This is a genomic window from Rhizobium sp. L51/94 (assembly GCF_019355555.1).
Classification (GTDB): Bacteria; Pseudomonadota; Alphaproteobacteria; order Rhizobiales; family Rhizobiaceae; genus Rhizobium; species Rhizobium rhododendri.
Window position 1 is genome coordinate 232,730 of record NZ_CP072142.1, and the last position, 23,190, is coordinate 255,919.

General features: G+C 61.4%; 19 protein-coding genes and 1 tRNA gene. 8 read left to right on the plus strand and 12 right to left on the minus strand.

The window, feature by feature from the left end; all coding sequences use genetic code 11:
- The 10 genes from J5274_RS19145 to J5274_RS19190 all read right to left on the minus strand — a co-directional run bounded on the left by J5274_RS19145 (position 1) and on the right by J5274_RS19190 (position 12,563).
- Entirely contained in the window at positions 1–1,155 is a 1,155-nt protein-coding gene (locus tag J5274_RS19145; RefSeq protein WP_219275504.1) for a glycosyltransferase, read from the minus strand.
- 68 nt (positions 1,156–1,223) lie between these two features.
- Complete coding sequence (locus J5274_RS19150) at positions 1,224–2,981, minus strand: alpha/beta fold hydrolase (protein ID WP_219275505.1); 1,758 nt, start codon at positions 2,979–2,981, stop codon at positions 1,224–1,226.
- Between the two features lie 210 nt (positions 2,982–3,191).
- Positions 3,192–3,884, minus strand: coding sequence for a response regulator transcription factor (locus J5274_RS19155; protein WP_209187952.1), 693 nt, complete (start codon positions 3,882–3,884; stop codon positions 3,192–3,194).
- Positions 3,881–6,592, minus strand: coding sequence for a sensor histidine kinase KdpD (locus tag J5274_RS19160; RefSeq protein WP_219275506.1), 2,712 nt, complete (start codon positions 6,590–6,592; stop codon positions 3,881–3,883). Before J5274_RS19160 ends, J5274_RS19155 begins: the two co-directional genes overlap by 4 nt.
- Before the next feature lie 50 nt (positions 6,593–6,642).
- The gene (gene kdpC / locus J5274_RS19165; RefSeq protein ID WP_209184750.1) at positions 6,643–7,209 is read right to left on the minus strand and encodes a potassium-transporting ATPase subunit KdpC; all 567 of its coding nucleotides are present in this window, start codon (positions 7,207–7,209) and stop codon (positions 6,643–6,645) included.
- Positions 7,210–7,264: 55 nt separating this feature from the next.
- A complete protein-coding gene (kdpB, locus tag J5274_RS19170; RefSeq protein ID WP_142831326.1) occupies positions 7,265–9,331 on the minus strand; it encodes a potassium-transporting ATPase subunit KdpB in 2,067 nt (688 codons plus the stop codon).
- A 43-nt stretch (positions 9,332–9,374) separates the two neighbouring features.
- The gene (locus J5274_RS19175; RefSeq protein ID WP_162854780.1) at positions 9,375–9,530 is read right to left on the minus strand and encodes a hypothetical protein; all 156 of its coding nucleotides are present in this window, start codon (positions 9,528–9,530) and stop codon (positions 9,375–9,377) included.
- 10 nt (positions 9,531–9,540) lie between these two features.
- On the minus strand, positions 9,541–11,244 hold the full coding sequence (gene kdpA, locus J5274_RS19180; RefSeq protein ID WP_209187955.1) for a potassium-transporting ATPase subunit KdpA: 1,704 nt from the start codon (positions 11,242–11,244) through the stop codon (positions 9,541–9,543).
- Positions 11,245–11,277: 33 nt separating this feature from the next.
- The gene (kdpF, locus tag J5274_RS19185; RefSeq protein WP_111221508.1) at positions 11,278–11,367 is read right to left on the minus strand and encodes a K(+)-transporting ATPase subunit F; all 90 of its coding nucleotides are present in this window, start codon (positions 11,365–11,367) and stop codon (positions 11,278–11,280) included.
- Positions 11,368–11,765: 398 nt separating this feature from the next.
- The gene (locus J5274_RS19190; RefSeq protein ID WP_142831328.1) at positions 11,766–12,563 is read right to left on the minus strand and encodes an NAD(P)-dependent oxidoreductase; all 798 of its coding nucleotides are present in this window, start codon (positions 12,561–12,563) and stop codon (positions 11,766–11,768) included.
- 143 nt (positions 12,564–12,706) lie between these two features.
- Here J5274_RS19190 and J5274_RS19195 point away from each other — a divergent pair, with 143 nt between their 5' ends.
- From J5274_RS19195 to J5274_RS19230, 8 genes are all read left to right on the plus strand, one after another.
- Complete coding sequence (locus J5274_RS19195; RefSeq protein WP_142831329.1) at positions 12,707–13,444, plus strand: FadR/GntR family transcriptional regulator; 738 nt, start codon at positions 12,707–12,709, stop codon at positions 13,442–13,444.
- Positions 13,445–13,513: 69 nt separating this feature from the next.
- Positions 13,514–14,419 carry a 5-dehydro-4-deoxyglucarate dehydratase gene (gene kdgD, locus J5274_RS19200; protein WP_219275508.1) on the plus strand — a complete coding sequence of 302 codons (906 nt, stop codon included), beginning with the start codon at positions 13,514–13,516 and terminating at the stop codon, positions 14,417–14,419.
- Positions 14,420–14,423: 4 nt separating this feature from the next.
- The gene (locus J5274_RS19205; RefSeq protein ID WP_142831331.1) at positions 14,424–15,560 is read left to right on the plus strand and encodes a mandelate racemase/muconate lactonizing enzyme family protein; all 1,137 of its coding nucleotides are present in this window, start codon (positions 14,424–14,426) and stop codon (positions 15,558–15,560) included.
- Between the two features lies 1 nt (position 15,561).
- A complete protein-coding gene (locus tag J5274_RS19210; protein ID WP_219275509.1) occupies positions 15,562–16,443 on the plus strand; it encodes an amidohydrolase family protein in 882 nt (293 codons plus the stop codon).
- A 176-nt stretch (positions 16,444–16,619) separates the two neighbouring features.
- On the plus strand, positions 16,620–17,594 hold the full coding sequence (locus tag J5274_RS19215) for a TRAP transporter substrate-binding protein (RefSeq protein ID WP_142831333.1): 975 nt from the start codon (positions 16,620–16,622) through the stop codon (positions 17,592–17,594).
- A 98-nt stretch (positions 17,595–17,692) separates the two neighbouring features.
- The gene (locus J5274_RS19220) at positions 17,693–18,268 is read left to right on the plus strand and encodes a TRAP transporter small permease (protein WP_142831334.1); all 576 of its coding nucleotides are present in this window, start codon (positions 17,693–17,695) and stop codon (positions 18,266–18,268) included.
- Positions 18,259–19,539, plus strand: coding sequence for a TRAP transporter large permease (locus J5274_RS19225; RefSeq protein WP_142831335.1), 1,281 nt, complete (start codon positions 18,259–18,261; stop codon positions 19,537–19,539). Before J5274_RS19220 ends, J5274_RS19225 begins: the two co-directional genes overlap by 10 nt.
- Positions 19,540–19,761: 222 nt before the next feature.
- Positions 19,762–19,837, plus strand: a tRNA-Val gene (locus J5274_RS19230).
- A gap of 997 nt (positions 19,838–20,834) precedes the next feature.
- Here the strand turns inward: J5274_RS19230 and J5274_RS19235 are convergent.
- The gene (locus J5274_RS19235) at positions 20,835–22,190 is read right to left on the minus strand and encodes a HipA domain-containing protein (protein WP_219275510.1); all 1,356 of its coding nucleotides are present in this window, start codon (positions 22,188–22,190) and stop codon (positions 20,835–20,837) included.
- Positions 22,187–22,849: a helix-turn-helix transcriptional regulator gene (locus J5274_RS19240; protein WP_219275511.1), complete on the minus strand. Its 663-nt coding sequence runs from the start codon at positions 22,847–22,849 to the stop codon at positions 22,187–22,189. Before J5274_RS19240 ends, J5274_RS19235 begins: the two co-directional genes overlap by 4 nt.
- Positions 22,850–23,190 lie beyond the last annotated feature (341 nt).

The window sequence follows — 23,190 nt, forward strand, 5'->3', positions numbered from 1 at the left end:
TCATCCGTCTTCCATCGTAAATCTATCGCGGGGAACGTATCCGACTACAGACGACTTGTACGCTGAAATGGTTTCGTTAACATGTGCGCGCAGACCCGAGCGGAATTGCTCGGCGGAGAAACGCGCGGCCTGCGCCTTGCAGTTTTCCGGCGAAAATTCACCCTCGCGGCCAAGAAACAAGCGGACGCTGGCAGCGATGGCGGATGGCTCGGGCCGATCGAAGAACAGGCCGGTCCGGCCGTCGACGACGGTCTCGCAGGAGCCGCCGCGCCCAAGAGCAATCACCGGCGTTCCCTCAGACTGGGCTTCGACCGAAATGATGCCGAAATCCTCTTCTGCGGCAAAGATGAAGGCACGCGCAGTGGCCATCAGGTCACGCAGCGCGGTGTCGCTGACAAAGCCGGAAAACGTGACGTTGGCTCCAGCGATTGTCTGAAGATGCGCCGCCTCGGGGCCGTCGCCGGCCACGATCAGCCGCTGGTCGGGCAACTCGCCGAACGCACGGACAATCGCCTCGATGTTCTTGTAAGGCACAAGCCGGCTGGCGGCGAGAAAGTGGTCGCCCTTCGCCGCCTCTTGCTGGCGCGTCGAAAGATTGGCCGGCGGATAGAGCACCTTCGCCTCGCGACCATAGACCTTGCGGATGCGCCGCGCGACGAAGTGCGAATTTGCCAGCAGCAGATCCGGTCCGTTGGCGGTGCGGGTATCCCAGATGCGCAGCTTGTGCAGGAGCGGCCGCGCCAAAAGCCGCGTCACGGGATTTCGATTGCGGGCGAGATAGGCATGCTGCAGATCCCAGGCGTAGCGGATCGGCGAATGCACGTAGGCAACATGCAGCTGGTCAGGCCCGGCCAGCACGCCCTTGGCCACCGCATAGCTGCTGGAAATGATGAGGTCGTAGGACGACAGATCGAGCTGCTCGATGGCAAGCGGCATCAGCGGCAGGAAGGCCCGGTGCGCCCGCTGCATGAAGGGCATTTTTTGCAGGAAGCTTGTTCTGGTCTGCTTGAGACCGATGCGGTCACGGTCTTCCTGCGTCAGGAAATCGAAGAGGCAAAAGACATCGGCCTGTGGGAAGCAGCGCAGCATCTCCTGCAATACCCGCTCGGCACCGCCGATCGTGTAAAGCCAATCATGTACAATCGCCACGCGCATCGGGAAAATCCTTTGATCCACTTCCTCATACAATCCGACAGCTTAAAATTATGTTAGTCCGTACATCCTTAGGTTAAGCCCTTGTTAGCCATATCAGCCGGCGGCAGCACGAGAGCTGCCTTGCCGAGGCGCTCAATCGCCTCGACACATGCCACCAGCTCCTTGAGGATTTCGTCGCGAGCGTACCGGGCGGTCATGTTGTGCTCCGCACCGGCTGCGATACGGATCGTCGCATGGTCATATTCGGAGGCATGGCGCTTGCCGAAATGGCGAGCCAGCTCGTCCAGGCCGCCATCGTTCTCGGCATAAAGCAAAAACACCGCAACCCCGCGGTCTTGTAGTTGCTGTGCCTGTTGGCGGATGGAAGCCGTCAGCCTCCCGGCACTCGAAAGAGCGCCTGCGAAAGGCGGGAGGCGCGCCGAGAGCTGTCTCCTGGCGATACGCAGGCCTTTTGCACTGACTGCCAGTAGCGACTTGCGGCCGCTGAGAACATCCCTTGCGATCTGCGTCGAAAATGCACGCCGGCGATAGTTTGCGACGGAAGATGTTCCGCCGCTCATGATCTGCTCGAACGTCTCTGATGGCGAAAGTCCGAGCCGTACGGTGTTGACGGCGACCAGTCCCCGGATGCGCGGATCTGCCACCGCCGTCTGGATCGCCGCATATCCTCCACTGCATCTGCCCGATACGAGGACGGGACCGAGACCGAGCGCCTCGACCGTCGTGACGGCCTCGATCACGTCGCGGGTTTGCCCATCGACGTAGTAGGCGTGCCCATCGATATCCTCAGCGTCGCCGATACCGCCGGTGTCGATCCGGAAACTGGCAATGCCTTGCCGCGCCAGCTTCCGCGCGAACTCGACATGCATGCGCGCCCAGCCGATGTGGTAGTTGTCGCCTGAATTGATCATTATGACGGTTGCTCGCGGCGGCGATGTATCCGGCAGGCACAGGATGGCGAACAGGCGTCCCCCGTGCCCGAAGAGCACCGGCCTCTCGCTGTATCCGTCCCCTCGCAGATCCTCCGCCAATGGCCGTTGCCCGGGGACCTCCCGTGTGCCCGGCGGCACCGTCTGCACCAGCCACGCGCAAACATTTTCGAAACATTCGAGCGGCGAAACCGACGCCTGGTTATAGGCGAGAAAGCCTTCCGACCCCGTATATGTCGCAGCCGTGACTGTAAATCCTGCAGTGGCAAGCCGCTTCGGCCAGTCTGCCGCGCCTGGAATGCCCGGCCTCAACACGGACAGAAGCGGAATTGCCGAACGGAGATGGGTGCTCTCATCGAGCCGTAGCGCAGCGATCTCCTTGGCCAGGGCCATGGAGATGGAGTGGCCGGCGATCTCTATCGTATCCTTCGAGGGGGCATTGGGCAGGCCGAGGAAAGAGCCGATCAGACGACCGAGGATTTCCAGTTCGCGCAGCCCAGTCCTGCCTTCGCTTTGAGGCGCCATCTGAACGACGGCGGCGGCAGACACGAGATCGGCGCAGTGGGGTGCCAGCAGCCCCCCGACGCCATGGCCGACGAGGACGACCCTTTCCAACGAATAACGTTCGGTCAGGACGTTCGCCGCTGCCTTGACGGCATCCAGCCAGTCGGCCAAGGAGATACCGGCTTTAGTATCTCCGATACTGTCGCCGGCGCCGGGCCAATCGAAGCGCAGACAGCAATAACCGGCTTTCGCCAGTCTCTCCGCAAACCCGGCCCAGCCGCGCCGGATCGTCAGTTCCTCGAACCCCCAGGCGGGAAGCATGACTACTCCGGTGCTGCCGCTGCCATCATGGATGAACCCGGCGCATCCCTGGAATGTGACTGGTACTCCCAACGCGCGATCCAAGGTATTTTCCCCACGATGTCTTCACGGATCGGCCCACCAGGCAGTCGTTCAAAATCTGCATGGTGCGCCAGTGAAGGACATTAGCGTCGAGCAATATAAATATTTCGTATGCAGACGCGATCTAGTTCAGACATAGCCGCCGAGGCCTGCCCTCATCGCGTGAGCGCCGATACGTTCCTTCGGCCTGAAGCTAATGCTTCAGTCTGGCGCCCGCAGCCGGTAGCCGACGCCCGTTTCCGTGGTGATATAAACCGGCTGGTCGGGCGATGCCTCGATCTTCTGCCTGAGTTGGCGGACATAGACGCGCAGATACTGCACATCGGCGGCAGGTCCCCAGACCTGTTTCAGGACGAACTGGTGCGTCAGCACCTTGCCGGCATATTGCGCCATGACGCGGAGGATGTCGTACTCCTTTGGCGACAATTTGACCTCGACGCCATCCACCCGCACGATCCGCTTGACGAGATCGACGGATAGTCCTCCGGTCTGGAAAATGGCCTTCTCGCCCTGTTGCTGCAACCGGTGTCTCAAAGCGACGCGTATGCGGGCGGCAAGTTCGTTGACGCCGAAGGGCTTGGTCACATAGTCGTCAGCGCCGATTTCCAGCGCTTGGACGATGCCGCCCTCGTCCGTCCGGCTGGAGAGTATGACGACAGGGATGATGACCCCCTCGTCGCGCCATTGCTGCAGCAATTCGTGACCGGGTTTGTCCGGCAGTCCGAGATCGAGGATGATGAGGTCAGGCGGCTCGTTCTTGACAAGCCGGGCCGCCGAGAGGGCATCGGCAGCCTCGATGACATCGTAGCCCTGCGCCGTCAGCCCGACGCGCAAGAGCCGACGGATCGGTGGTTCGTCGTCGACGATGAGGATCTTGATCGCTGCGCCTGTCATCTGAGATCTTCCATTGGGTGAGCGTCGATTGCGCGCGGCAGGCGGATGGTGAAGGCGGCGCCTGCCCGGTCGATACGGTTTGCTGCCGTGACGGTGCCACCCATCGCCTCGACAAAGCCGCGGCAGATCGACAATCCGAGGCCTGTCCCGGCGCGCACCTGGTCTCCCTTGCGGACGCGGTAGAACGTATCGAACACGCGTTCGAGGTCATCGCCCGGAATGCCCGGTCCCTCGTCGGCCACCTCGACGAAGACGTTGTAGGGATTGGCCCAGCTGCGGATACTGATGGTCGACCCCTCCGGCGCATATTTTGCGGCGTTGTCGAGGAGGTTGAAGAACACCTGCTCGAGAAGCACCGGATCGACGCGCACCATCGGCAGGTCTGCGGCGATCTGCAGCTGCGTCTGGTGATGGGCGAGGATTTTGGCGCTTCGCCGAAGCGCGCTGCCGGCGATATCCTCGATGAAGTACAGCGCACTGTTCGGCTCCATCGCGCCCGACCCGATGCGCGTCATGTCGAGAAGGTTGGCAATGAAGCGGTTCAGCCGTTCGGACTCGTCAACGATGGTCGACAGCAGGTCGGCGCGGTCCTCGGCAGTCATCGAATCCAGATAGTCGCGCAACGTCCCGGCAGCACCGAGGATGGCCGCCAGCGGCGTCTTCAGATCATGGGAAATGGAGGTCAGCAATGCCGATCGCAACCGATCCGCCTCGACCGCAAGCCTGGCGCGGTCGACGTCGCCGACGAGCTGAATGCGCTCGATGGCGAGTGCGGCCTGATCCGCCAGCGCGTCCAGCAGGCGCTGCTGCTCCGGCGTCAGCAGCGGGCCGTCGCGCCGATCGCTGTCGAGGCCGATCACGCCGACGGCCGAGCGGCCGGTGCGCAGCGGAACATAGAGGCGCTTGGCGCCTGGCAGCGTATCGGCGCCGCGACCGGCGGCGTGGTTATGATCCCAGGCCCAGCGCGCAGCCGCGATGTCGGCGTCGTCCAGCGTGTCGTCCGGCGGATAGCCCGCCTTGACGGCAATCGTGCCGTCTTCCGGCAACAGCAGCACGACGCGAACCTTGAGCATGGAGGCCAGCTGGAAGGCCGTTGCCCACAGAACGTCGTCCAGCGTGCCGGTGCCGGCAAGCTTCTTCGAAAACAGATACAGGTCTTCGGTGGTCCGGGCTCGATGGCGGGCGGCAGCGGCTTGCCGTTGCACCGTTGCCGTTAGGTTGCTGGCGATGATCGCCACGCCGAAGAAAAAGAACAGCGCCAGCACGCTTTCGGGATCGCTGATCGTGAAGGTGTAGCGCGGCGGCAGGAAGAAGAAGTTGAAGGCCAGCGAACCGAGCACCGACGAATAGAGCGCCGGCCGCAGCCCGTGCATGACAGCAGAGGTCAGCACCGCCATCAGAAAGACGAGCGCCAGGTTGCGGACATCGAGGAACTGGTCGAGGAGTGCGCCGACCATCAGCGCGATGACGACGTAACCGGTGGCAAGGAGATAGGCTTTCAAGTCGAACGACGGAACGGCTGTGGCGCTGGCGACACCCCGTCCTGCCACCGGCGCATCCTTGTCGTTGCCGGAAATGACGTGGACGCTGATATCGCCGGCGCGCCGGATCAGCGCGTCCGATGCCGACCCCAAGAAGGTGTCCCGCCAGCGCCGCTTGCGCGGTGCGCTGGTGACGATATGGGTGACGTTCTGGCTGGCGGCGTGCTGCAGCAGTTCCTCCGCGACGTCCCGCCCCGGAATGGTGATCGCCTCGCCGCCCAGCTGTTCGGCAAGCCTCAGGGTGGCCGCGATCGTGTCGCGCTCCGTCTCCGAGAGATTGATCGAACGGTTTGTCTCCACATAGACCGCCGACCACCGCGCCCGAAGGCGCGATGCCATCCGCGCCCCGTAGCGCACCAGCGATGCCGAGCGCGGATCTTCATCGACGGAGACGAGAATGCGCTCGCCGGCGGCCCAGGGCCCGGCAATCGCATTGGCCTGCATGTGCGTCAAAAGCTGGTCGTCGACGCGCTGGGCAGTGCGGCGCAAGGCCAGTTCACGCAGGGCCGTGAGGTTGCCCGGCGTAAAATAGTTCGTCAGCGCCCGCTCCGCCGTCTTGGCGACATAGACCTTGCCGTCGTGCAGGCGCTTGATGAGATCGTCCGGCGTCAAGTCGATGATCTCGACGTCGTCGGCCATGTCGATGATTGAGTCCGGAACGGTCTCGCGAACGCGAATGCGGGTGATCTGCGATACGACGTCGTTGAGGCTTTCGACGTGCTGGATGTTCAGGGTCGTGTAGACGTTGATCCCGCGGTCGAGCAGCTCCTTGACATCGAGGTAGCGTTTCGGGTGGCGGCTGCCCTCGGCGTTGGTGTGGGCCAGCTCGTCGACCAGCACCCAGTCCGGTCGCCGGGCGAGGATAGCGTCGAGATCCATCTCCTCGAGCAGCTGCCCCTTGTAGGGCAGCTTGACGCGCGGGACAATCTCGAAGCCGGAAAGCAAGGCCTGCGTTTCCGTGCGCCCATGGGTCTCGACGACGCCGATGACGACGTCGAAACCGTCGGCGATCTTGGCTCGCCCGGAGACAAGCATCTCGTAGGTCTTGCCGACCCCCGGAGCAGCACCCAGAAAGATCTTCAGGCGACCGCGTGTTTCCGCCCGGGCCTTCTCCAACAGGGCGTCGGGTGAAGGTCTCAGCAATTGATCGCGGTCGCCTGCAGACATCAAGTCATTCTTTCGCAATTGGCCCATGCCCGGGGGCGGGCCAAGGCCTGTTAGGTGGCCATGGCGTCAAGAGCCTGGTTGAGAGCCAGAACGTTGACCGTGGCCTCGCCCAGAATGCCGAGTTCGCGGCCCTGGACGACAGTGTCAATCAACGTCTTTACCTTGGCTTCGTCCAAGTTGCGAGCCTTGGCAATCCGGGGTACCTGAAAGTATGCCGCCTCCGGAGAAATGGCCGGATCGAGGCCGCTGCCGGAAGCGGTCACGAGATCGGCGGGCACCTCTGCATTCGGATTGGTAGCCTTGGCGGCCTCATAGTCGGCCTTCACGCGGTCGATCAGCTTCTTCGAGGTCGGCCCGAGGTTGGAGCCCCCGGAACTGGCAGCATTGTAGCCATCGCCGGCAGCAGACGGACGTCCGTGGAAATATCGGTCGCTGGCAAACGCCTGTCCGATCAGGCTGGAGCCGATGACCTTGCCGTCCTTGACGACAAGACTGCCGGCGGCCTGTGTCGGAAACAGCGCCTGGGCGGCGCCGGTCATTGCCAGCGGATAGAGAAGGCCGGTGAGAGCCGTGGTCACGACGATCATCACAATGGCGGGCCGGAGCTGGTTCAGCATTTATGAGTACTCCCTGGTTGGGGTGAAAGCGAGAATGCGGCGGTGGCGACGCGGGTTATGCAAGGCCAAGCGCCGTGACGATCATGTCGATTGCCTTGATGCCGATGAAAGGCACGATGACGCCGCCGAGACCGTAGATGAGCAGATTGCGGCTGAGCAGCGCGCCGGCACCGATAGGCCGGTATTTGACACCCTTCAGCGACAGCGGGATCAGGGCGATGATGATCAATGCGTTGAAGATGATCGCTGACAGGATAGCGCTCTGCGTCGAGGCCAGCCCCATGATGTTCAGCGCCTTCAGCTGCGGGTAGAAGGCGATGAACATGGCCGGGATGATCGCAAAATACTTGGCGATGTCGTTGGCGATCGAGAAGGTGGTGAGCGCGCCGCGGGTCATGAGCAACTGCTTGCCGATCTCGACGATCTCGATCAACTTGGTCGGATCGCTGTCAAGATCGACCATGTTGCCCGCTTCTCGTGCCGCAACCGTGCCGGTGTTCATAGCCACGCCGACATCGGCCTGGGCCAGCGCCGGAGCGTCGTTGGTGCCGTCGCCGCACATGGCGACGAGCTTGCCCTTAGCCTGTTCCTCGCGCATCAGCGCCAGCTTCATTTCAGGCGTCGCCTGGGCGAGGAAGTCGTCGACACCGGCTTCGGCAGCGATGGCCGCTGCGGTCATCGGATTGTCGCCCGTGATCATCACGGTGCGGATGCCCATGCGGCGCAGTTCGGCAAAGCGTTCGCGGATGCCGCCCTTGACAATGTCCTTGAGCTGGATGACGCCGAGCAGGCGCCCGTCGCGGGCAACGGCCAGCGGTGTCGCACCCGATTTTGCGATCTCGTCGGCAATAGCCTGCAACTCGCGCACGACGTCATGATCGGCACTGCCGGAAGACGCACCGGCGCCGGTGACATAGGCAAGCACGGAGTCGACGGCACCCTTGCGGATCGACGATCCATCGACATCGACGCCGCTCATGCGGGTCTGCGCCGTGAAGGGCACGAAGGTGGCCGACAGCGCCGTCATGTCGCGGCCACGGATCGCGTACTTTTCCTTGGCGAGCACGACGATCGAGCGGCCTTCCGGCGTTTCATCGGCAAGCGAGGCCAGCTGCGCAGCGTCGGCAAGATCCTGCTCGGTAACACCCCGCACAGGCCTGAAGGATGTTGCCTGGCGATTGCCGAGCGTGATCGTGCCGGTCTTGTCGAGCAGCAGCGTATCGACGTCACCGGCAGCTTCCACGGCGCGGCCCGACATGGCGAGCACGTTGAAGCGGACCAGACGGTCCATGCCCGCAATGCCGATGGCCGACAGTAGCGCGCCGATGGTGGTCGGGATGAGCGTGACGAACAGCGCGACCAGGATGATGATCGGGATCGAGCCGCCGGCGTAGGAGGCAAAGCTCGGGATCGTGGCGGTAGCGAGAACGAAGATCAGCGTCATCCCGGCGAGCAGGATGTTGAGGGCGATCTCGTTCGGGGTCTTTTGACGTTCGGCGCCTTCCACCAGGGCGATCATGCGGTCGATGAAGGTCGAGCCGGCAGCCGCGGTGATGCGGACCCGGATCTGGTCGGAGAGCACCTGCGTGCCGCCGGTCACAGCCGAACGGTCGCCGCCGGACTCGCGGATGACAGGGGCGGATTCGCCGGTGATTGCCGCCTCGTTGACGGAGGCAACGCCTTCGATCACTTCGCCGTCCGACGGGATGATGTCACCGGCCTCGACCAGCACGACATCGCCGACCTTGAGGCTCGTGCCAGACACCATGGTGAAGGCATCCCGGCTTCCCGACTGCAGCAGCTTGGCCTGGGTTTCCGTGCGAGATTTGCGCAGCGAGGCCGCCTGCGCCTTGCCGCGCCCTTCGGCAACAGCTTCGGCGAAATTGGCAAACAGGACCGTGAACCAGAGCCAGATATTGACCTGCAGCGAAAAGCCGAGATTGCTTCCGCCGGTGGCCAGATCACGGATGAACAGCACCGTCGTCAGCAGGGAAACTGTCGCAACGACAAACATGACCGGGTTCTTGGAAAGCGTACGCGGGTTGAGCTTTGCGAATGCACCGCCGATGGCGGGTATGAGAATGCGACTATCGAGGATACTCGCAGATTTTGCCTGGCTCATTGAGAGACTCCAGCGAAAGAGGAAGCGTGATCGGATGGGCCGGTCAGCCGTGAAGGATTTTGAAAGCGGCAAGCACGACCAGCAGGATGGCCATCATCATCAGGATGACGTCCGAGGCGCGGGTCGTGGCTGCCGGCCCTCGTGCCGGCGAACCGGCGCGAGGGCGTGTACGTTTGCGCAGCATGTGTCGCAGGATCATCTGGAAGACCTCAGAATGTCTGTCCGGCGATCATCATCAGATGCTCGACCACCGGTCCGAGCGCCAGCGCCGGGAAGAAGGTCAGGCCACCGACGATGACGATCGTGCCGACAAGTAGGCCGACGAACAGCGGACCATCGGTCGGGAACGTCCCGGCGGACGACGGGACCCGCTTCTTGGTGACCAGCGATCCGGCAATGGCCAGAGCCGGGATGATCACCAGGAAGCGACCCATCAGCATCGAGATGCCAAGCGTGATGTTGTACCAGGGCGTATTGCCCGAGAGGCCGCCGAAGGCAGAACCGTTATTGGCAGCCGTCGAGGTGTAGGCATAGAGGATCTCCGAGAAGCCATGTGGCCCGGCCGTGCCGATGGAGGCAACGGCGCTCGGAAGCACGGAGGCAATCGCCGTGAAGATCAGCATCGCGGTCGGCAGGCAGAGAATGGCAAGGATCGCCATCTTCATTTCCTTGGCCTCGATCTTCTTGCCGAGATATTCCGGCGTGCGGCCGACCATCAGGCCGGCGACGAAGATGGCGATGATCACGAACAGCACGATGCCGTAGAAGCCTGCGCCGACGCCGCCGACGATGACTTCGCCGAGCTGCATGTTGATCAGCGGAATAAGGCCTCCGAGCGCCGTGAAGCTACCATGCATGGCGTTGACCGCGCCGCAGGAGGCCGCCGTGGTGATGACGGCGAAGAGCGAGGAAAGCACTACGCCGAAGCGCACTTCCTTGCCTTCCATGTTGCCGCCCTGAAGACCGAAGGCATGCATCAAGGGATTACCGGCAGCCTCGGCCCAGTAGGTGACACCGACACCGACGACAAACAGGATGCCCATCGTTGCGAGGATTGCCCAGCCCTGCCGCTGATTGCCGACCATTCGGCCGAAGACATTGGTGAGGGCCGCGCCGATGGCGAAGATCGACACCATCTGGATGAGATTGGAAATCGCATCCGGATTTTCGAACGGATGGGCTGAGTTGGCATTGAAGAAGCCGCCACCGTTGGTGCCGAGCATCTTGATTGCCAGCTGCGAGGCGACCGGGCCGACAGCGATGGTCTGCTGTGCGCCTTCGAGCGTCGTTGCCGTGACATAGGCGCCCAGCGTCTGCGGCACGCCGAGATAGACGAAGACCAGCGTCATGACGATGCAGATCGGCAGAAGGATGTAGAATGTGGCGCGGGTCATATCGACCCAGAAATTGCCGATCGCTTTACCGGAGGCGCGCGAAAAGCCCCTGATGAGGCCCATCGCGATGGCCATGCCGGTCGCTGCCGACAGGAAGTTCTGGACCGTGAAGCCTGCCATCTGCGTCAGGTACGACATCGTGCTTTCGCCGCCGTAGTTCTGCCAGTTGGTGTTGGTGACAAAGCTCACGGCGGTGTTGAACGACAGGTCGGTCGGCACGGCAGCCATGCCCGCAGGGTTGTAGGGGAGAACGGCCTGCAGGCGCTGCAGTGCATAGAGCACGGCGACGCCCAAGAGGTTGAACATCAGCAAGGAGAATGCATAGGAGGTCCAGTGCTGCTCCTCGCGCTCGCTGGTGCCAGCAAGGCGGTAAAGGCCGCGCTCGACAGGGCCGAGCACGATCGAGAGGTAGGTGCGCTCGCCCGCAAACACGCGGGTCATGTAACCGCCGAGCGGTTTGACGAGCACTATGACGATCCCGCAAAAAAGCAGGATCTGAAGCCATCCGTTGAGGGTCATGGGGTTATCTTTCAGGTCCCGGCGCCGGGCGGATCAGAAGCGCTCTGGGCGAATGAGGGCATAGGTGAGATAGACCGTCAGGAAGACGGTCACCGCACCGCTCAAAATGTAGTCGAACAGCATGGGTGTTATTCCTCTTCAGAGACGGTCGCAGGCTTTGGTGTAGGCAAAACAAAGCCCGAAAAAGATGATGACGATGCCAAGCATGGCGATATCCATCGCGAGCATGTCCTTTCAGATTGTCGAGAAACAGGGAGAAACAGGGCTTACGCCCGGCGAGAAAGCACGCGCTTCCCGCACCAATGATATGCACCCGATCCGCATAAACGTTCGAGACGTGATCGCGGCGGCCCATATAAAAAAGCTATAAAGATTTGGAGGTTTTGCAGTCTGCGTGGGCTCGGGGCAGAGAGCGCTCGCAAAAAAAAATGCGGCATGCGTGTGACACAGCCGCGAGCAGAGGCCGCGACTGCGGGCTGTCTCGAGGAGGCAGCCGGGTTTAGCGGGTGGGCAGAGTTGCCTCAATCCTCGACGAAGATCGGATCCTGCGTGAACTGCCCGCCCTGGTAGACGGCCATGGGCGAACGGGGATCGGGGCGAACGACGGCCGCGTCCAGCTCGGCACGAAAGCGCTCGGCATTGTCCTTCGGATGCCAACCCAGGAAGGAGGCGGCGGAATTGTCCCACCAGCGGCTGTCATTGTCCGACACGCCCCAGATGATCGGGCATCCCAGCATCGGCGCGCGAAAGACGCAGCCGATCAGGCTGGCAAAATCGTCAAAGGACATCCAAGTCGACAGCATCCGATGATTGGATGGCTTTTCCATGCAGCTGCCGATCCGCACGATGGCAGTCTCCTGCTGGAACTTGTCGAAGTACATGTGCGCGAGGGCCTCGCCGAAACATTTCGACACGCCATAAAGCCCGTCGGGGCGCATCGGCGCGACTGTGTCGAGGTGCTGATCCTGCCTGTAGAAACCGACGGTGTGGTTCGAGCTCGCAAACAGGATGCGCGGCTTTCCGTGGGCACGGGCCGCCTCGTAGAGATTGTAGAGGCCGAGCAGGTTGGCATTCAGGATCTTGGAAAACTTGTCTTCGACGGAGATGCCGCCCAGATGCAGGATACCTTCACAACCCTCCACGAGCCGATCGACGGCCTCGGCATCGCTGAGGTCGCAGGTCACCACTTCCTCGTGGGCTTCAGCCTTACCGAGCTCGACGATATCCGACAGCCGGATGACATCCGCCATCGACGCCAGACGTGTGCGCATTGCCCGGCCCAAACCGCCGGCAGCGCCGGTCACCAGCAATCTCTTCATATCCAACTCCTCCAAACCCATTCCAACTCATCATACATGTTGGTGGATTTGCGTCAACGATGCAGCTTCGTCATGGCTTATGTCGCCGATATGATATAGGCATTTTCACGATAGAAGTCTTGCAGATCGAAGGAACCGACGGCGTGGCCCTACAGCCTAAGTCACAAACCGAAGCAAAGTCGCAGACCCTGGTGGCCCGTCTCAGCGACACATTGCGCCGCGCCATCGCCGCCGGCCAGTTCCCCCCGGGCAGCAAGCTGCCGAGCGAAGCGCAACTGACCGAAACCCACGGGGTCAGCCGAACGGTGGTGCGCGAAGCCATCGCTGCTCTTCGCGCCGACCGCTTGGTCGAGGCGCAACAGGGTGCTGGTGTCTTCGTGCTGGACCCGCCTGCCCAGATCCAGGCCTTCGGCAGCCTCGATCACGCCCGTGTTTCCTCGGTTATCGAGCTTCTGGAGTTAAGAACCGCCGTCGAAGTCGAGGCGGCGGGCCTTGCCGCCCTGCGCCGATCGCCGGCCCAGGAAGAGGCTATCTTCGAGCGCCACCACGCCGTGCGCGACTGTCTCGACGCCGGGGTGCCGACCAGCGAGGCCGACTTCGCGCTGCATCTGGCCATCGCCGAAGCGACCAATAACGGTCGGTTTCGCGAATTCCTGTCGATGATCGGACCGCGCATCATTCCCCGTGCTGCCATCCGTGACGGAGAGAACGAAGCCGACCAGTCGACCTACATCCTCCTCATCGACGACGAGCATCAACAGATCGTCGCCGCCATTTCTGCCGGCGACGAGGAAGCCGCCCGGGCCGCCATGCGCCGCCACCTCAGGGGCAGCCAGGACCGCTACCGCACACTGTTGCGCGGGCAACGCAAACCTGTATGATGAGTTGTTGACAATGGGCTCTGCTGCCTATACGACAAATGCAGCTGGAGGAGCCTGGAGGGGAACCCGATGACACCACAAGAAATCAAGACCGCGCTTGGTGCCGGCCTTCTATCCTTTCCCGTCACCCATTTCGGGGCGGACGAAAAATTCCAGCCGGAAAGCTATCAGCGCCACATCGAATGGCTTTCCAGCTACGATGCGCCGGTGCTTTTTGCAGCTGGCGGCACTGGCGAGTTCTTCTCGCTGTCGCCCGATGAAATTCCGGCAATCGTCAAGGCCGCCAAGGAAGCGGCCGGCTCGACCGCCATCGTCTCCGGCTGTGGCTTCGGCGCCCAAGTCGGCGTCGAACTGGCGCAGGCGGTAGAGAAGGCAGGCGCCGATGGCATCCTGCTGCTGCCGCATTATCTGATCGATGCGCCGCAGGAAGGTCTTTTCACCCACATCAAGCGCATCTGCCAGTCGGTCGATATCGGCGTCATGGTCTATAACCGCGACAACTCGGTGCTGTCGGTCGACACCCTGCAGCGTCTTTGCGATGCTTGCCCTAATCTGGTGGGCTTCAAGGATGGCACCGGCGAGATCGGCAACGTCCGCCAGATCACCGCGACCCTCGGCGATCGTCTCACCTATCTCGGCGGGATGCCGACGGCCGAGCTTTTCGCCGAAGCCTATCTCGGCGCCGGCTTTACCACCTACTCGTCGGCCGTCTTCAACTTCGTGCCGGATCTTGCCGTCGACTTTTACAAAGCACTCCGTTCCGGCGATCGCGCCCGTTGCGAGACGATCCTCAAGGACTTCTTCTATCCGTTCATGGCGATCCGCAATCGCCGCAAGGGCTATGCCGTCGCTGCCATCAAGGCCGGCGTGCGGCTGCAGGGTTTCGATGCCGGCAAGGTCAGGCCGCCGCTGGAAGACCTGACGCGGGACGAAGAGGCCATGCTCGAGAAGCTCATTTCGCCCTGGAAGCGCTAGGCCGATGAAGATCGCTGCCGTCAACACGCACCTGCTCGAATACCGCCTGCCGGTGCCCTTCGAAAGTGCATCGATGCGCTTCGACCGCCGCGCGCATATGCTCGTCGAGATCGTTTGCGACGACGGCACGATCGGATGGGGCGAATGCCTCGGCCCCGCGCGACCGAATGCGGCAGTTGTGGCTGCCTATACAAGCCGGCTGATCGGTGCCGATCCACTGGAGACCGAAAAGATCTGGGCGGTCCTCTACAACGCGCTGCGCGACCAGGGCCAACGAGGCCTTTCCATTACCGCCCTGTCCGGCATCGACATTGCGCTTTGGGATATCAAGGGTAAGCATTTCGGCGTGCCGATCTCCACCCTTCTGGGCGGTCGTTTCCGCAAGAGCGTGCGCGCTTATGCCACCGGCAGCTTCAAACGCGATGGCGTCGACCGGATTGAGGACAATGCCAACGAGATGGGAACCCATGCCAAGGCAGGGTTTCATGCGGTCAAGATCAAGATCGGTTTCGATGTCGAGGAGGACCTGCGCGTCATCCGCGCCGTGCGCGAAGCCATCGGACCGCACACCCGGCTGATGATCGACGCCAACCACGGCTACGATGTCATCGAGGCAGTGTCGCTCGGCAAGCGCGCCGCCGAACACGGCATCGACTGGTTCGAGGAGCCCGTCGTGCCGGAACAACTGGGCGCCTATCGCGCGGTGCGCGCAGGCCAGCCTATCCCGGTTGCGGGAGGCGAGACCTGGCACACGCGCTGGGGCATGCAGGAGCCCATCGAGAGCCGCGCCATCGACATCATCCAGCCGGACCTTTGCGGCGTCGGCGGTTTCACCGAAGCCCGCCGCATCGCCGACATGGCGGCGCTGCATGGCGTGCGCGTCGTGCCGCATGTCTGGGGCACTGCGGTCCATATCGCCGCAGCACTGCAGTTCATGGCGTCGATGATCCCCAACCCGGTGCGGGTCAATCCTATCGAGCCGATCCTCGAATTCGACCGCACCGACAATCCTTTCCGCCAGGCCGTCATCACGACGCCCATCGAACACGTCGACGGCGTCGTGGCGATACCGGATGGTCCGGGGCTCGGCATCGAGATCGACCGCGCGGCACTCGCCGAGTTCCGCATGGGAGACGACTGACATGCTCGTCCGTCCCCTCTCCGGCCGCAAGCCGCGCATCGCCCTTCCCGCCGGTGCGATCGACAGCCAGACGCATATGTACCTGCCCGGCTTCCCGGCACTTCCCGGCGGACCGCCTCTGCCCGCCGACGACCTGCCGACACCATCGCAATATCGTCAGCTGATGGGGTGGCTCGGCATCGAGCGCGTGGTGATCACGCAGGGCAATTCCCACCAGCGCGCCAATGGCAACCTGATGGCCTGCCTGGCCGAAATGGGCAGCAGTGCTCGCGGCGTTGCGGTCATCGATGCAGACACGACCGACGCCGAACTCGACGCGCTCGCTAAGGCCGGCGTCGTGGGAGCGCGGATCATGGATCTGCCTGGCGGGGGGATCGGGCTGGAGGCTCTCGAGGATATTGACGCAAAGGCAAGTGTCCGGGGCTGGATGCTGGCGATACAGTTCGACGGCAGCGACATCATCAGCCATGAACCGCGGCTCGCGACGCTGAAATCACGGTGGGTTCTCGATCATCACGGCAAGTTTTTTGCGGGCGCGGCGCCTGACGGACCAGAGGTCGCAGCGCTGAAGCGGCTCATCGATGGCGGCCGTTGCTGGTTTAAGTTTGCCGGCTGCTATGAATCGTCGAAATCCGGCGGTCCTGACTTTGCCGATATCGCGGCGGTCGCCCGTGCAATCGCAACCCATGCGCCGGAGCGGATCGTCTGGGGCACCAACTGGCCGCACAATCTGGCGCGGGAGCAGGAGCAATATCCTGACGATGCTGCGCTGGCGGATACCGTGCTTGGCTGGCTTTCGGATGACCATGCCCGAAAGCTGGCATTGGTCGATAATCCGCAGCAGCTTTTTGGATTTTTGCCTGCCAACGGCACGGTGGCTTGAGGTTTTGCCGGAACGAGGAGGTTTCGGCTTCGGCATGGGAGGACAGCGGGGCGTCGAGTAGCGTTTGAACGTCCCGATCCCCTGCAACATCGATTTCTACGCCTAACCGGCGCCTCGCTCTCTGACAGAGCCAAAGCGCGCGGCCATTTTGTTTCGTACTGGGAGAGAGAGAAACAATGACGCACAGCAAGATCATCACTGCTGCCTTTGCCGGCCTGCTGGCACTCGGCACGTTCGCGCCGGCACAGGCGCGCCAGTTCCGCTCGGCCGACGTCCAGGCACCGGACTACCCGACCGTCAAAGCCGTGCAGTTCATGAGCGACGCGCTCAGCAAGGCGTCGGACGGAAAATATACCATCAAGGTGTTCCCGAACTCGCAGCTCGGCAGCGAGAAGGACACGATCGAGCAGGTCAAGCTCGGCGCGCTGGACTTCATCCGCGTCAATGCCGGAACGCTGAACACCATTTGCCCGGCGATGATGGTGCCGGTCCTGCCCTTCATGTTCCACGACAAGGCGCAGATGCGCACAGTGCTCGACGGGCCGATCGGCGACAAGATCCTCGCCGATTGCGATGCCCACGGACTGGTCGGCCTTGCCTTCTACGATTCCGGCTCGCGTTCCTTCTACACCACCAAGCCGGTGCGCAAGATGGAAGACCTGAAGGGCATGAAGATCCGCGTCCAACAGTCGGATGTCTGGGTGGCGATGATGAAGGCGCTCGGCGCCAACGCCACGCCTATGCCGACGGGTGAAGTCTATACCGGCCTGAAGACGGGGCTGATCGACGGTGCCGAAAACAACTGGCCGAGCTACTACAACTTCCACCACTATGAGCTGGCGAAGTATTACTCGCTCACCGAACACTCGATGTCCCCGGATGTCCTGTTGATGTCGAAGCGCGTCTACGACAGCTTCACACCGGCCGAACAGACGCAGGTCCGCCAGCTCGCCAAACAGTCGGTCACCTATATGCGCCAGCTCTGGGACGCCATGGAAACGACGTCCGAAGAGAAGGTCAAGGCATCCGGCGTCGAGGTCATCACCATCGACAAGACACCGTTCGAGGCCGCGATGAAGCCGATCTACGATCAGTTCGTCACCGATCCCGCCCTGAAGGACATGATCACCGCCATCAAGGCCACGAAATAACGTCTCCGCCGGCGCGTGACAGCGCGTCGGCCCTGACCACTGCGTGGCGGTGACGGCTATCCACTCCGCCTGACGATCATCATCCGAGGAGACCGCCCATGGCTGCGCATCCGCATGCACCGCCCATCGACCCCGCGCGTGCCGAGACGATCCGGACGACCGTCAATACGACGGGCCCGCTTGGCCGCTTCTTCGCCTTCAACGCCTGGCTCTCGCGGATCTGCCTAAAATTTGCGGTGCTCGGTACGCTGCTGATCGTTGCGGCCGTCCTCTACCAGATCTTCGGGCGCTACGTGCTGAACGACTCGCCGGCCTGGACCGAAATCTTCGCGCTGGTCGTCATTCTCTATGTCACCTGCTTTGCGGCGGCCGTCGGCGTGCGCGACGGGCGGCATATCGGCATGGATTCGCTGCTCAATCTGGCGCCCGAGCCATTTCGGATGGCTGCAGAGATCATCGTCTATCTCGGCATGATCGTCTTCGGATTGTCGATGGCCTACAGCGGCGCCGAGCTTGCGGTGGAGATGGCACCCTACCTCAATGCCGGCCTGCCGATTTCACAGGCTTGGAGTTACGTGCCGCTGGCCGCCGGCGGCCTTTTGATCGCCCTATTCGCCGTCGAACGCATCATCGCCGCCATCCTGAAAATCAAGGTAATCCCCTCATGGCATTGATCATTCTCTGCGCGACCTTCGTCGTAGGCCTGATACTCGGCATGCCGGTGGTCTTTGCCATCGGCCTCTCCTCCATTGCCACCGTGCTTTACGAGGGCCTGCCACTGGCGGTCGTCTTCCAGCGCATGGCGTCTGGCATGGGGACATTCTCCTTCCTGACGATCCCGTTCTTTATCTTCACCGGTGAGCTGATGATGTATGGCGGCATTGCCGACCGCATCATCCGCGCCTCTAAGGCGATGGTCGGCCATGTCAGGGGCGGTCTCGGCATGACCAATGTCGTAGCCTGCACGATGTTCGGGGGCGTTTCCGGATCGCCTGTCGCCGACGTCTCCGCCATGGGCTCGGCGCTCATTCCGCTGATGAAGCGCGAAGGCATCGATGCCGATTATGCGGTCAACGTCACCACCTATTCCTCTCTCGTCGGCGCTCTCATGCCGACAAGCCACAACATGATCATCTATTCGCTGGCGGCCGGCGGCCTCGTCTCGATGAATTCGCTGATCATGGCCGGCGCAATTCCCGCCCTGATTCTCACCATCGCCAACCTGATGACCGCCTACTTCGTGGCGCGGTCGCGCGGCTATGCCAAGGGCGTCTTCCCCGGCTGGACCGAAGTCTGGCGAAGCCTTGCGGCAGCCGTGCCCGGCCTCTTCATCATCGTCATCATCGTCGGCGGCATCCTTTCGGGCGTCTTTACCGCCGCAGAAGCTGGCGCCGTCGCCGTACTCTATGCCCTTTTGTTGACGGTGTTCGTCTATCGCACGTTGTCCTTTGAGAGCTTCCTGAAGGCGGTGGCCAAGGCGACGAAAACCACGGGCGTGGTGCTGCTTCTGATCGGCATTTCCACCATGTTCGGCTACCTCATGAGCATCTACGGCGTTGCCGACATGGCCGGCGATGCGCTCAGCCATATCAGCACGCAGCCCTGGGTGATCTTCATCCTCGTCAACATCGCGCTGTTCATCTTCGGCATCTTCCTCGATATGGCCGCCCATATCCTGGTGTGCACGCCGATCTTCCTGCCGATCGTCACCCATTACGGCATGGATCCCGTCCAGTTCGGCATCATTGTACTCTTGAACTCGACCATCGGCCTCAACACACCACCGGTTGGAGCAGCATTCTACCTCGGCTGCGCCATCGGCGAAGTACCGGTCAGCACGGTGGTAAAGTCGATCTGGCCGTTCATGCTCGCACTCTGGGTGACGCTGATGATCGTAACGCTGGTTCCGGAAACGTCCATGCTGGTGCAGGATATCTTCCGATAAGGTGGGCCGCCGGAACCACCGGATCCCCTGATCGGGAGGCCACTGTATGACCGGCCGAGTGGCGATAGACGGTCGCCCTGACAGGCGAGGGAATTTGCGACCGACCGCTGTCACCACCCGAAAAAAAGCCGAGAATTATGAACATTCGCTCTTGCAGATTTTTTTCGCAAAGACTAGAAAGCGGCCACCGAACGCAGCTGGAAGTTTCCCAGCGAATGCGACGGGCGATTAGCTCAGTTGGTAGAGCGCCTCGTTTACACCGAGGATGTCGGCGGTTCGAGTCCGTCATCGCCCACCATCCAACCAAAATCATATTTTCTATGACTTTTATGTGGCTTTTCCACCGCCAAAAGTGGGACAATTTTCGTCTTTTCGTACTCTGCCCGACGCCCGAAAAGCGAGCCCGTGTTTTCGTTTCAAGACCTGTGGAACGTAATCTCCCACCGTTTTGAGGTTCAACCAACCGAACACCGCCATCAACGGCGAAGCACCACCGCCGCTCTCAGCCAGCTTCATCATCCGGCCCGAGCGGCCTAAGGTTTCCGGGCGGCCCCTCCTGCTCAATGGCTGGCGTTTGCAAGGTGTCTGTATGACCATACTCGTGGCTAAAGTGGGCTGGATAGCCAGGTTCATCCGAGCGAAGGTTGCGAATATCGTCACGATAATGAAAGCGAATGCAACATGAAGGGCGATCGGTACTGTTTGTAAGACGTCTCGGGCTGCTCGTTGTTGTTCATCATCGGCAAAAGGAAAAAGCCCCGACGTAAGCCACGGCTTCTCAACAATCGGCGGTTACCTATTGGCAGTTCGATGCCTGAGCGCCTGAAGCATCCGACTTCATGTTGGTGGTGTTCTTGTTAGTCACGGAGCCGTTGCAGTCCTGCGATTTGCCGCTACCGTTGGCCCCACCGCTGTCGTTAGTTCCGTTTCCCTTCGTGTTGCCAGTCGCGCTTCCGGTGACGCGAGGGGTATTGGGCGCGGCGGTGATCATGATCTTGCTCGGCCAACCGTATGGAGCGTTCCTGAACTCAATCAGTCACCTCTTCGGTCTACTGCCTTCGGGTGAAAAACCAATGCCACTTAACAACTGAACTGAAGGGTGCCCCTACGAAATCCCGCATGAGGCCTGGCTGGTCGAACACATCAAAGTTTTGCATCCCGGGTCACGGAGTTCTGCCTGCGCGCCTGAGCGATTAGCTGAGAGCTGCGTGGCTTACCAAAGGCTCTTGTTGGCCAGTGTCGAAACGACGCTACTTCACCGCCGCCGTCGTCAAGGCTATGCCGCCGCAATCAACTTAACAGCCATCCGCACGTCTGCCGATAAAGGCATCGCGATCCCTCGCTTTCTCTGGAACCTCCAGTCCGAACGCATCGAAAAGCGTCCTGATGTTCGATGCGATAAGATCCGCAAGCCGTTTCAGGCCGCGATGTCCAAGATCGTCTAGATGGTCGGCAAGCTCGCCGCCAATGGATGTGGTGTAGTTGACGCGGATGCGCCGGCGCGCGGCGGCACCATCGACACCAAGCGTCTTGAGGAATAAGTCGAAATTGTCGGTCGTTATCTCGTCGAGCGTCTCCGCTTCGCCGATCCGATAGGTGAGCTCATCCGTTAAAGCCTCATCCAGTCGAGTTGGCAGGATGTCATAACGTGGCGCCATGCGTATGCGACCTCCCCGCTCGTAAAGCAGGGCAAAGTTCTTGGCATGACCGTCGGCGTTGCCGACCAGGAGATCAAACAGTGTCGCCCGGATGAAAATCTCCTTGGCGCCGGCCGGATCAATCGTCGCTTCGAGGACTCGTCGGATCGCAGACACGTTGAAGCGGCGGTTGCCTGCCCCACGTCTTTCGTATTTCAGGGACGCAGGCAAGCCCAAGGCCTGGGCAAAGTCCTCTTGATGGATTCGGACGATGCGGTTTTGCTGGTCGAGCGCCCGGTCAAATCGGGTCACAAGCAGCGTATTAAGCCCGCCGAGTGGCAAAACCACCGTGTCGGCGGTATCGGAACCGAGCGACTGCGATAGGCGCATTGCCTCGTTCTCAAGAGGGGCGTCTTGCAGGTGGTCTTGGTCCGGCACCTTGAGGATATGTGTGGTCGGTGCGCCTGAGCCTGGAACAGGCTCGGCAAGTGATCCGTCCGGCAGGAGTGTCAGAGCGATCTTGCTCTGCATGCCTGCCAGAGGCGACGGATCTTCTATTCCAGCAGGCAAGCGTTTGCGCTTGTGTAGCGCATCGACGATCGCCTCAAGGCGCTTGAGGTCGAGCGGAAGGTAATCTTTTCCGTATTCGCCGGGCACCTTTGTCGGTGCCGCGCCGGCCGGCAGGATGGAGAGCGCACCGGCGCAATCCTTGCCGAGATGGTACAGAAGCCCCACAACATCGTCACGCGACAGTCCCTCGCGCGCCATGATGTCCGACAAGGCGCTGTCCCGCTCTTGCAGCAGATTGTCGAAGAATGGCCGAGCAACCAAATCTTCAAATGGATTTGTCCCAAGCGGCAAGGATAGCGACAACGGCGTGGCATCGCTACGGGAAAGATAGTCGCTGCGATATGCGAATGCGATTGCGCCGTTTGGATCGCGTACCAGAATGCCGACAGGGTGGTCGTAGCCGTCGAGGCGAACATCAAGAGCCAGAACATCCATCGACGTCATCGGTCTCTTGCAAACATCGAGATGCCGGCGGCCCGCAGCACCGTCAGCACCTTGTCGAATTCAAGCGTTGCCTTGCCGTTTTCAAGTTCGGAAATGAACCGTCGACCAACGCCGGCTAGGTCCGCAAACGCTTGCTGGGAAAGCCTGCGCGTTTCTCGGGCACGGCGTATCATTTGACCGAGATCGCCCGGCGTGTTGATCTGCGTGGCTTTCTTGGATGCGCTTGAAAGGTTTGAGTCAGGCACGTCCGGGCGGGTGGCCGCCATAGTTGGCGGGATATACGACGGCAAGTCGTCGAGAGGCCGCGGTAGCGAGGCCTGTATCCTTTGCGAAGGATCGGGGAGCTTAAGATCGACCTTTGGGAGCGAGACCTTGAACCTCTCCATGATCTTCCCGGTCTCGCTGATCTGCGATAATACCTTGGCGATCTCTCCGGCCGAAGATATCGTTTTGATGATGCTGCTATGGGCGGCCATACTTTCGTTGATGCGTTTGATCACATCGACAGAAGCTTCGCCGGCCGCCAGCCGTCGCGCCAAATCCTGGACATTATCAGTGCCAACAAGAGCGTGCTGTTTCTTCGGAAATTTAGGGTTATTTGCCATATTTCGCTCCCGAGCGGGAACATAGCAGCGGAGGTCCGCCAAATCAATGGACATTGATCCCGTATGGGAGCAACTCAGTCATTGATCCTGTACGGGATCATAAGTCGCACAATTGAATAATACCGTAGTGGTCTGCACCCGATCGGGAGCAGCTTGATAAACTCGAACAACGTATCTGGTGTGTGTGATGCCATCCTCGTCATGTGAGAAAGGCAGGCTTTCACAGCCTATTCTTCGCCTCACTGTTTATCACGCGATAGACCATTAGTTGGCTCGAAGACGAGCCGTGGCGAGGCTTTCAGCTGGTCAAACTGACCACCATGCTACACCCGTCAACGAGGATGGCATGACGCAACGGGCGATGGTGGCAAAATCAGCCACCGCCACCCCAATGA